This window comes from Chitinimonas lacunae (assembly GCF_042650885.1).
Classification (GTDB): Bacteria; Pseudomonadota; Gammaproteobacteria; order Burkholderiales; family Chitinimonadaceae; genus Chitinimonas_A; species Chitinimonas_A lacunae.
On record NZ_JBHSBU010000002.1, the window covers coordinates 174,065 to 186,139 of the forward strand.

Genomic DNA, 12,075 nt, shown 5'->3' on the forward strand with positions numbered 1-12,075 from the left:
TTATTTTCTCCGTTGGGAAATGATGGCCCACTGGCTCAATACATCGATGACCCCGGTACGATTGCCACGCACTTCCAGCAATTTGCCCAGCAGCTCTCCTTGTGGCCCGCTGCCGTGCTGTCCCTCGATATTGGGCGCCCAGGTGAGATTCTCACGGCTCAGATTGGTGTCGATCCCAACTTCACGCAGAATCTTCCGGTTCATCGCCGCTTCGATGCTGGTGCCCATCTTTTCTACCAAGTGGTGAGCATGGAACGGTTTGCCCGGGAAGGTCGTACCAGAGATTTCCTCATAGTAACGTTTCCAGTTATCGCCCCAGATGTTCTCTCCTCGGGCAAGTGAGCCTTGATGGACGATCTCCGGGATATAGGTCGGGTCTACACCTTCCTTGATCAGGCTATTTTTCCAGCCCTTATAAGCCTGTGCGTTTGGCAGTTCTTTGAACTGGTCGACCAGTTGGTTAAACCGGGCAGGACTGATGCCATCAGGAATAAGACGCTCTAGGGAAGTTGTCGTCTGGTTGGGTACAACCGTATCCCCCCGCGTCTCCATTCCCTGCATACAGCCGGTGTTGTGGACCCATAGCCCCAGCTCACCGACGTAATAGGTGTGGAAACCCTCGACTTCGAAGTTGTACACCGTCTCGGTCGCGCCGGTCGGCTCGACGTCCAGCACGACTGCATGCTGGCGGTCGGCCAATTCTATCTCATGGCCTGGCTCCAGATATTCGGCGCCGGTCCAGCCGATATGGTTGACCCAGAACGGGTGGTTCGGCGTGGCGAGCACCTGTTCGGTGCGGCCATCGGCGGTGGCAAAGCGCAGGCGCAGGATTTCCTTGTCGTGGAACACAAAGGTATTGGCGACCTGCTTGTAGCCGATCTCGCCGGTTGCCTCTGGCTGCGACAGTATCCAGTCGCCGACCCGGATTTTCTCGATCGGCACAAGCCCGTTGCGGGTATGGACCAGCGTGCCCTGGATAAAGCAGCCTCCTCCCGTGCGGGGCGTACTGAACTCGAGCTGGCTCAGGCTCTCGATCACCGGATCGCTGACCTTGGGCGTGGCCGTCGGTCTGACCCGTTCGATCAGGTTGTCGACCGTCTCGCCGATCTTGACCCGGACGGTGCCGACGATATTGCCGGCTTCTTCGCGCATTTCCCGCAAGGTCATACGGCCGACCCGGGTGTCGGCGAGCTTGCCGGCGCCGTAGCCCAGCAGCGCACCTGCGCCGGTCTCCACCGCCCATTCCTTGAGGCTGAAGCTCTCGCGACCCAGCCTGCCGTCCGTGATCTCGTAGGTGAGGCGGTCGCCGGCCTGTGCCATGGCGTTCATCACGCCATTTTCGGTGGCACCGGCCGCCAGCATGCCGGCAGCCTTGTTCTTGACCGAGTTGGCGACCACATTGCCGGCCTTGCCGCCGAGCAGGGTGCCACCGACGCTGACACCGGTGTCGATGCCCGTGCCGGTCCAGTACTCGCTACGGGTGATGGCGCCGGCCTCATACTTGATCTCGCGCTGGTCCTGTCGCTCGACAAAGCCCCCCGTTACCAGATTCCATGCCTTGTAGGCGGTGTATTTGGCCGTGAAGCGGACGTTGAACCAAGCGACGCTGCCGCCCTTTTGCTGGGTCTCGGCAAAGCCACGCTCCCAATCGATATCGCGGACGCCCATTGCCGCTGCATTGGTGCTTGAGCTGTTCGAACGGATCGGGTCGAGTTCGATCTGTGGTGTTGCCGCCTGTCGTATCTGCGAGGCGTTGCCCATGGCCATGGCACTGAAGCTGCTGCCACGGCTGGCATCGAGCCAGGAAGTGCCTTGCAGGAACGACGGCGCCAGCGGGCCGTTGGAGAGCGTGCCGCCGTTGAGTTGCGCCATAAAGGCTTCGCTGGCTGCCTTGCTGCGGGCAGCGGCTTCGGCCGCAGCGGCGGCTTCAGCGGCACGGCGGGCCTTGATCTGTTCGCCGATACGGATATCGCGTGCCCAGACGCGCTGGCTGTTGGCACTGATCTCGATCTCTTCACCGGCGCCCGGAACCTGCCAGACGGCGTCGGCCTGGATACGGCGCGGGTCCTTGATACCGTTGACCTCGATCATCACCAGTGTGTAGTCACGCACGGCCCGGTTGGAGGCATTCGGACCGAGCCGCTGGCGGGAGAAGCGTTCGAGCGAGCCGCCGAAGTCGCCAGCCCGGACGGTTTCGCGCGGTTCCGGTTCGGCCTGGGCCGGTTCGGTCGCCGTCTGCTGGGCCTGCGCTGCTCTGAGCGCCTCGACACGTTCGCCGAACTGCTGCCGCAGTCTGGGGTCGGCCGCCGACAACAGTGCCTGGATGCCCTCGGTGGAGCGTGGGCCAAATGCGGCCAGATCGAGCGCGCCTTCCTTGGCCATGGCCGCCTGGAGCAGACGGTTGGCCTGGGTGTCGGCAAACGGTGCTGCCGCCGCCGCCGCTTCGGCCTCGGCCTGTTGCACGCGCTGACGGTGTTCCGCCACGATGGCTGCGGCGTCCTGCTGGGCTTGCAGCCGTTTGCGGACATCGAGCTGGTATTCGTCGCGGAAGTAGCTCTTGATCGACTCGCCGATGGCGTTGCCGATTGCACCGGGCAGGGCATCGCCCAGGCGGAACTGCCCCTGGTAGCGGCCGCTGCGGTCGAACTCCTGGTTGAGCTTATGGTCGAGCGCGCTGCCTGCGAGATTGCTCAGGGTGTCGCTCAACAGGCGCTGGCCCATCTGCATCATCATGTCGCTGCTGCTGATGCCTTGCTTGAGCAGCGGCAACAGCGAGCGGTCGACATCAAGCATCTTGTCGAACTGCTGGCTCAGGGCGCTGGTGACTGGCGCAGCGGCGCCAGCGGCAGCTACCTGTGACCAGCTGAAGCGCTCTTGCAGCTTCATCCAGATCGATACCTGCTGGGTCGCGGCATTGCTGATCATGGCGCTGGCGGCGGCGCGGGCGTACTGGCTGTAGCTGCCGAAGGTCGCGCTGACCTTGTCCAGCCCCTGACTCAGCATGGTGCCCGAGCCGCTGGCGATACCGGCAGTCAGAGCTGAAGAGAGGCCCGACACCACTGCGCGCTTGAGACTGAAGTGCTCGACGTCGCCCGTGGCCTTGCCGACCAGCTGGCTTGCCACCGAGCCGGCGAAGCCGCCGACTGCGGCAGCCGCGATGCCGGCCCAGCCCATACTGCCGCCCAGTGCAGCCATCCCGGCGGCCATGGTGCCCATCGACGTCGCGGCCGTGCCGGCTGCAACGCCTGCTGCGGTCGCGCCCGAGGCCGTGACCGTGGCACCGAATACCCCGGCGGCGGCGCCGGCCGTGTAGATGGTGACCACCACCGCCACGATGATCATCAGGATCTGGCCGAAACCCCCGCATTTCTTCTTGGGCGGCGGCGTCTTGAGGTTCGGCATCTGGCTGCCGATGATCTCGTCTTCCTGATAGGGCTTGAAGGTATCGGCGTTGACGCGGTCACTGCGCGAGTGGCTCGGGATGGTGAGGCGGGTGCCGGCCTTGAGTTCGGCCAGCGGTTCCAGACCATTGGCCTCGGCCAGCAGATACCACAGTTCCGGATTACCCCAGAGCTGTGCCGCCACCTGCCGCAGCGTCTCGCCGCCGCGCGCCGTGTAGCTGGCGCTGCTGCCGGCCGGGAAGTCCCGGTCGATGGTCTCGATCGAGGCAAAGCGGCCGTCATCGAGCAAGGTCTTGCTGGTGCCGTCGCTGTATTGCCCGCTCTCGCCCACCGCCTGGCCATTGGCGTAGTAGTACTGGATCGACTCGTTGTGGGTGTCCTTGCGACCCGGATCGTGCCACTTGTAGACGATATGGCCTTCACCGTCGTAGACGAAGGTGCTCTGTTCGCTGCGCTCCATCCCGTCGCCACGACCCTGGACCTGCTTCACCAGATTGCGGTTGGCGTTGTAGTGGAATTCGCTCGAACCCCGTGCGTTCTTTACCCCGTTGCCGCTGATGCCACGGGTGCGGCCGTCGGCAAAGTAGTCGTAACGGAAATACATCTCCTTGACGTCGGCACCGAACTGGGTCGGATCGACCGCCCGGCGCTGCCAGGCGCGCATTTCCGCTTCGTTGAGCGGCGAACCGGTGGTGAAGTGCGACCAGGACAGGGTATGGTCCGAGTAGGTCTTGATCCGCATATCGGTCATGCGGCCGCTCAGATCGAGCGTCATGTCGCTTGACTGCAAGATGGCCAGACGATGCGACTTGCCGCTGAACAGGCGCGAGAACCAGCCGCCGAAGCGGCCGCCGATCGGATAGCGCACCTCGGCCAGCCCGCGCTCTTCGTTACGGTACTTGCGGTTGTTTTCGTAGAAGTAGCTGTAGCTCTCCTTGGCGGCATGCCAGCCAAAACCCGAACCCTGGCGGACCACATTGCCGTTCTGGTCGTACTGCCAGGTCATCTGCCACAGATGCGGCAGGGTCAGGGCGGTGCCATCGGCCAGTTCCTGGTCGGGGTCGCTGCCGCTCAGCCCGTTGGCATTGGCGATCACATCCCAGCCACGGCCATCGCCGTAGTGGGCAATCGCCAGCGCGCGCAGGCTGTTGGGCAGGCGCACGATGCTGCCGGTGGCCAGGACACTGTCCGGTCCCGCTGCGCTGCCGTTGAGCACGCTCAGGCTCTGCCAGCGCTCGCCATCGCCCAGGTAGAAGGCGGCCAGCTTGCGCAGCGTGTCGCCCTGGGCGACCAGATCGAAGCTGCCGTTCTGTTCGCTTGGTGCGCCGATATGCAGGCGGATGGCCCGGGCGGTGACGCTGTCGCTGTCGCCGTTCGGGTTGCTGAGGCCCACCCAGTCGGCCTGCTCGTAGCCGACTTCCTTGGCATTGGCGGCGGCTGTGCCGCGCCAGCGCGCCACCGTCACCCGGTTCTGGGCGTCGTACAGATACTCGACCCGGCGCGTGCCGTCGAAGTCCTCGATCCGGTTGCCGGCCGCGTCGTAGCGGTAGGCATGCATCAGACGACCGTAGTTGTCGATCCGCGTTACCCGGTTGGCGCCGTCGAAATCGTAGACATGGCTGAAGGCCGTATGGCCGCCTTCGCTCCAGACCTTGATCTTGTTGCCGTGGGCGTCGTACTGGCTGCGCTCGCCCAGACCGCTGGCCTGATCCTTCCAGGCGGTCTGGCGACCCATGGCGTCGTACTCGTAGCGCATATCGCGCTGCTGACCGTTGCCACGGAAATGCTCGCGTACCCGACGGCCGCTGGCGTCGTAGCCGTATTCGGTGATGCTGCCGCTGCCCAGGTCGTCAAGGCGCAGCAGATGGCCCGAAATATCCCAGCTCCGCCGCATATCGCGGCCTTCGCTGTTGTATTCGCGGGTCTGCTGCCCGAGCGAGTTGTACTCGTAGCGGGTGATCACCCCGCCCTCGTCGCTGCTCTCCAGCAGCCGGTTGAAGGCACCGTAGCGGTAGCTCTTGGTGCGGCCCATGCCGTCGGTTTCGGCCACCAGATTGCCGTAGACGTCGTAGGCACGCCGCTCGATGATCTCCCGGCCGTTCTGCCAGCTATGGGTTGCCACCACGCGGTTGAGCGCGTCGTAGTCGTGGACCACCCGGTAACTGCCCTGCTGGCTGCTGGTGCGGTTGCCGTTGAGGTCGTAGCCAAAGCTCGCTTCACCCTGCTTCACGACCCGGTTCAGGCGGTCGTAGACGATGGTGTTGCGGTTGCCACGGCCATCGATCACGGTGGTCCGCCGGCCCAGGGCATCGTACTCATAGCGGGTTTCATCGCTGGCGCCGTTGGTTTCGGCCACCAGATTGCCCAGGGCGTCGTAGCGCTTGCTGCTGCGATAGTTGCGCTCGTCGATCTGGCCCACTTCGCGGCCCAGCACGTCGTACTGGATTTCCTGCCGCTGACCCAGGGCATCGATCAGGGCGACACGCTGGCCGGCGGCGTCATAGACCACCCGGGTGCGTACCCCGACAGCCGGGTCGAGCGGGTCGTCGAACACATTGCCGGCATAGTCGCGGTACAGCACGACCTGCTCGGAAACCTGGTCGAGACGGTTATAGCGATAGTGGGTCAGGGTGCGCTGGCTGTGAAGGCCGGCGTCGTTGGCATTGAACGGGGCGCTCCATTCGGCGGTCTTGCGGTTGCGGCCGTCGTACTCGGCAAAGGTGGTGTAGAGCAGATTGCCACCTTGCTTGTCGTAGACCGTGGTGCGCACCACATTGCCGGCCTGGTCGAGTCCGTATTCGCGCCAGAAACCGTCGGTCTCCAGGCCGGCGACCTTGCGACCCAGTGCGTCATGGCGGTTGTCGATGAAATAGCCGCGGTCGCGTCCATCGCTGGCGCGGCTGCCGCCTTCGAGTCCGGTGGACTGCACCGCCAGCGGCAGGACCAATTGGCCCTGTTCCTGCGGGCCGAGGTAGATGCCATCGGTACTGCGTGTGATGCCGCCGCTGACCTGCAACTGGGCCTGCTGCTCCTTAGCCACGATGATCGTGCTGCGGCCGCCGTCGTTGAAGCCGCGTTTGGCTTCATGCTGGCGCCAATCGACCACCACGGTGCGGCCTTGCAGATCGGTGTAATAGGCCTTGATCTCGTAGTCGCCGTTCTTGAGCGAGGCCACCCGACCGCTGAAGCGGCCATTGGCTTCCGCAGTCAGATTGATCTCGGTCGCTGCGGCGCTGCCGCCGCGCAGGCGGTAGCTAAAGCGCAGTCCGCCCTGCATGGTGGCGATCTCCGCCGCCGACAGGGTATAGGCAAGATCGAGATGGTAGGTGTCGGGTACCGGCGTCTCGACGGCCGTCACAAAGTTGATGCTGTCGAGCAGTACCCCGGCACTCTGGCCTGCGCTGTCGCCGAGAGCTTCCAGGGTGATGGTGTGCAGACCCGCCACGGCCGGGTCGAGTGCCACGGTAAAGTTCTCGAAGCGGCCGCTTGGCGGCGTGATGACCGTGCCGGTCGGCACACCATCGAGCAACACCCGGAGCCGCTGCTTGCCGTCGACCTGATTGACCTGCTGACTGGCGTAGAAGGTGATCTGGCTAGTGGGCGTCAGATAGCGTTGCTGGCTGATGCTGCCTTCGCCCTGGATATAGCCGGCCTGCCGCCCAGCGGGCAGCGCCGGCGCCGAGGTCAGGATGGTCGAGCCGGTGGCGGCAATACCGGCCGTGGCGCTGAACTGCCAGTCGGCGCCGGTCGGCTGGGCACGCATCTTGGTCGGATCGCTGCTCAGATCGGGACTCTCGAAGCTGCCATTGAGCGCCGGCTGGACCGGTTGCCGCACCCAGACCGTGGCCTGGGTCGAGCTCAGGCTGTTGCGGTGGTCGGTGGTCACGGCACGGGTGTAGTAGACATCGACTGCCTGCGAGCCCTGACCAAGCGGCGCCAGGTCGAGCACCATATTGCTGCCCTGGACGTCCACCGGCTGCAACTGGCCATTCACCACCACCCACTGCCCGTCGAAGCTGCTATGCGGGCTGTCCCAGCTTGCATGGAGCACCGCGGTGGTGACCGACTTGATCACCTGCTCGGCCGAGTTGCCGTTATCGGTGGGCTTGGGCAGCGCCACCACGCTATAGCGCAGTCGATCGAGCCCGACCACCGTCTCGTTGGCGGGATCGGTGCCGTAGAGCGAGATTTCATAATCGCCGGCAGTCAGCGCCTCCTCGGCATGACCCAGTGCCAGCTCGTACACCATGCGGCCATTGAGGAGACGGCCAAATACCGCGGCCTGACGCGGCATCTCATTGCGGCCCACCGGTCGGTATTCGGCGAGCACCATCGGCATCCGGGCCGCCTGGGCCGGGTCGAGCGAGACATTGAGCGCGATCTTGTAGCCGAACTGGGCGGCGTTCTCGGCCTCGGGGTTGGTGACCTGATGGAAGAGCTGTACCGACGGGGTATTGCGCGGAGTGGGCGAGGCGAGCTTCTGCACCAGACCGGTCTGAACCCGGCCGGTTTCATCGGCCCAGCTCACCGTATAGCTGAACGCCCTGGGATTGCTGATGCCGCTGAGTTCGACCTGATAGTAGCCATCGCCCACGCTTTGCAAGGCGACCGGGGTCGCGGTGGTGCCGTTATAGCCCCAGTTGAGGGTCGGATTGTCGATCCGACCGGCGAAATGCACCCGTAGGCGCAGGCCGCCGTTGCCGTTGTCGAAGATATCGACCCGGTCGTATTGCGGCGAAGCGGTAACGACCTTTTCCTCGCCCCAGACCAGATTGCCGGCGCCGTCCTGGCTGACCACCCGGAAGTACAGCTTGCCGCCGTCGCCGGGCTTGGGCAGACGGGCGCCATGGTTGCCGGCCAGGGCGAGCTGTTCGCCGGCACGCTGTGGATAGTCGTCGATCCGCTCATGCGAGGCGTGATCGAACACCACCCAGGTGCGGCCGTTCGGGATCGAGCTGCCGAGCTGCCAGTCGATCTGGATCGCGTCGCCCTGGGTTGCGCTGATCTGGCTGGGCAGCACGGCCTGGTTGGGCATCTCGCCGGTATAGACGTAGGTCTGATTGCCCAGGCTGTCGTAGCTGGCGAGCGTGCCGCTGCCGTCGACGTTGATGGTCTTGACCATCCGTCCCTTGCTGTCGAACTGACTGCGGGTGACGTTGCCGTTGGCGTCGCGGCTATAGGTGCGATGACCCAGCGCGTCGTAGGCATAGACCCGCTCGGCCACCTGGCCATTGAGCGCCAGTACCCGGCCGCTGGCGTCACGGCTGATGCCGCCCAGCGCGTCACGCTGCCGCAGCACCCGACGGGCGCCGTCGAATTCGTACAGCGTTACCTGGTCGTCCGGATGATCGCCGACCAGCGCATAGAGCGCCGCCGGGTCGCCGGTCTGTGCCGCCAGGTCGACCCCGGCCGCCACGGCGCGGCCGAAGCGTTGTTCCACCGCGCGGTTGCCGGCGGCGTCATAGCCGTACAGGGTCAGCATGCGGCGCGGGTCGATGATGGCCAGCAGACGGCCGGCGCGGTCGTAGTACTGGTGGATGTCGACGGCATCGCCGCTGCCGGCCCCCAGGGTCTTGCGGATCACATTGCCCTGGCTGTCGTACTGGTAACGCACCACCGGCCGCACGCCGGTGCTGAGCTGGCCCTGGCTGTTGGCCACGGTCCGGCCCGGGTCGATCTGCTCGCTGACCCGACCGGCCGCATCGTAGCGCAGATCGGTGACGGCCGGCTCACCCAGGCCCTGCGGCCGGGTGGCGGCCGTGACGCTGGCCATATCGAGCGGTATGGCATAGACGCGCTGCCGCAGCGGGCTGCCGCCGGCGTCGTAGTCGATCTCGGTCAGATAGCCTGCCGCATCGACCTTGGCCACCACCCGCCCGACGGCGTCGTAGTAGGACAAGGTACGCCGGCCGGCACGGTCCACGGTCTCGATCTCGGCACCGAAGCGGTCATAGAGATGACGCTCCTCGGGCGTCACGGTCTCGCTGACGGCAACTGGGTTGGCCGTGCCACGGCTGACCATCCGGGTGACTTCGACGGCCGGGTAGACCACTCGCTGGAGTCGGCCGCTCTGGTCGTATTCGCGCCGGGTCTGCTGCGAGCCGCCCGCCGGCGGCACGGGGCGCCGCTCGGGCTGGTGGGCTGCAATGTCGAGGCGGGTCAGATAGACGGTCTCGCTGGTCTGCTGGCCGAAATGGTCATAGCCATACTCGCGCAGCACCTGATCGGTATCGATCTCAGCCTGTAGCCGGCCCGTGCTGTCGTAGTAACGGGTCGTCTTGGTGCCATCGGGATGGGTCAGCTGCACCAGATTGCCGGCGCTGTCGTACTGATAGCGGGTGATCAGCGCGCTGCCGCTGCCATTGAGCGACTGCCAGGCCACATTGCGGGTCTCGCTGAGCTTGCGGTCGAGCTTGTCGTAGCTGAACAGCACCTCGCCCTGGGCGTCGGTAGCCTGCGATACCCGGCCGATCGCGTCGTACTGGAAGCGTTTGACGGTATTGCCCAGGCCATCGATTTCGGCGGTCTGGCGGTTATAGCCGTCGAAGACAAAGCTATGGCGCCGGCCTTCACCGTCGATGCGGGCCACCAGATTGCCGATTCTGTCGTATTCGACCCGGGTGATGACGCGCAGTCCGTCGGGATCGACGATCTCGGCGATCTGCCGGTTGTCACGGTCGTACTCGTACTCGGTGATCCGGACCGGCAGCGAGGGCTGGGCCGGGTCGCTCTGCTCCTGCCGCACCCGGTTGCCGGCGGCGTCGTAGTGGCTCACGGTCTTCATGCCGCCCGGGCTGAGCAGGCTGATCTGGCGGCCGGCGCCGTCGTACTCGGCCCGCGTGACACGCGGCTTATCGGTGTTGGCAAAGGCCCGCTCTTCGATCACATTGCCGCGGCTGTCGCGCAGATAGCGGGTTTCGCTGCCGTCGACGGCAATGCTGGCGACCAGTTGGCCGCGCGCGTCGTAAACCATCTGCTCGCGCCGGTCGAGGGCGCTGGGCGCAGGCTCGGGCCGGACGAAGTCGCTGAACGGACCGCTCAGCGGGGTGGCGTGGCGGATGGTCTCGATCTGCTGGCCATGGAGGTTGTAGCGATGGCTGGTGAGCTGGCCGGCCGGGTCGAGCGTGGCCAGCAAGCGGTTGTCGGCATCGTAATAGAAGCGGCTTTCGCGGCCGGTGGCGTCACGCTGCCAGATCAGGTTGTTACGGCTGTCGTAGCGGTATTCGCTGCGGCGGCCGTCGGCATCGACCTCGGCGATCCTGCGGTTGCGGGCGTCGAACTCGACTTGTTGCGTCTTGTAGGTCAGGGCCGTATTGCTGACGCCTGTGCGATTGCCAAACAGATCGTTGTCGTAGCGCAGGGCCTGGCCGCCATCGGTCAGCTCCTGGGTCCGGTACATGGCGCGGTCGTACTGGTAGCTGCGCCGCAGCCAGACTTCACCATTGCGATCGCTTTGCAATACCTCTTCCGCAAGCACCAGATCGGGGAAGTGCGGATGGTAGCGCCGCAGGGTACGACCGCCCTCGGCCGTGATGGTCTCGACCAGACGGCCATCGGCGTCGTACTTGTAGCGGGCGGTCCGCTCAAGCGGCGTGCCCGGCGCGCGGATCAGCTCGGTCCGGTTGCCCAGACCGTCATAGCGGTATTCGATCCGTTCACCGGCGCCATTGATCTCGGCCGCAACCCGGCCGGCCGCGTCGTACTCGGTCCGCACCGTGGCCGGACGGGCACGCGCGGCCAGCGCCGGATCGTAGCCAGGGGTGCCCGGTTCGGTCAGATACAGACCGCTGGTCTGTTCGGTCGGCTGGCCAAACTCGTTGTACTGATAGGTGGTGGTAAAGCCTTCGGCATCGACCATGGCGCTGCGGCGGCCCAGCGCGTCGTAGCGGTAATGCACGGTGCGCGCTTCGCTACCGTCGGCGGCCGACACGGTGACGCACTTCAGATTGCCGGCCTGGTCGTACTGCTGCGTGGTCAGCACGCCGCTCGGGCTTTCGCTCGACAGCAGGCGGCCGGCGGCGTCATAGCGGTAGCGGGTGGTGGCCGGACGGGCCAACGCTGCCAGCGTCGCGTCATAGCCTTCTTTACCGGGCTCGATCAGATAGAGCCCCACCGTCATGGCGGTCCGGTTGCCGGCGCCGTCGTACTCATAGCGCGTGGTATAGCCGAGCGCGTCGGTTTCGGTGCTCAGGCGGCGGTCGGCGTCGTACTGCCGGCGCACGGTGCGGGTCTGGCCGGGCCGGTCGATGGCCTGAGTGCTCTGCAACAGATTGTCGAGCCCATCGTAGGCAAAGCTGCTGCTCACTCCCTCGCCATCGGTCGACCGGACCAGCCGGTTGTTCTTGTCGTAGACAAACTGGTTGGTCGGACCATCGAGACCGCCCTGGCGGGTGCTGATCTTGTTGCCGAACTCGTCGTAGCTGTGGGTCTGCACGCTATGAGCGCGCCGTACCTCGAGCACTGCGTTATTGGCGTCGTAGCGGTAGCTGGTCGAGCGCTGTTCCGCAGTGCCGGCCGCTTCGCGCAACTCGGTCAGATTGCGGTTGCCGTCGTAGCTGCGCAGTGTCACCACGCCGAGCGGGTTCTCCTCGCGGATGATATTGCCGACGCCGTCGTAGCCGTAGCGCACCGCCCGGACCTGCCCATCGACCGCTTCGAGCTTGGCGGCCAGACG

The 12,075-nt window shown here is 65.4% G+C and carries 1 protein-coding gene (running past one end of the window); it reads right to left on the reverse strand.

The window, feature by feature from the left end:
• Window positions 1-12,075, reverse strand: the 3' portion of a protein-coding gene (locus ACFOW7_RS21115; protein ID WP_378168424.1) for an FG-GAP-like repeat-containing protein. It continues 23,337 nt past the right edge of the window; the window shows 12,075 of its 35,412 coding nt (coding positions 23,338-35,412); its start codon lies beyond the right edge, outside the window — the gene reads right to left on this strand; its stop codon occupies window positions 1-3.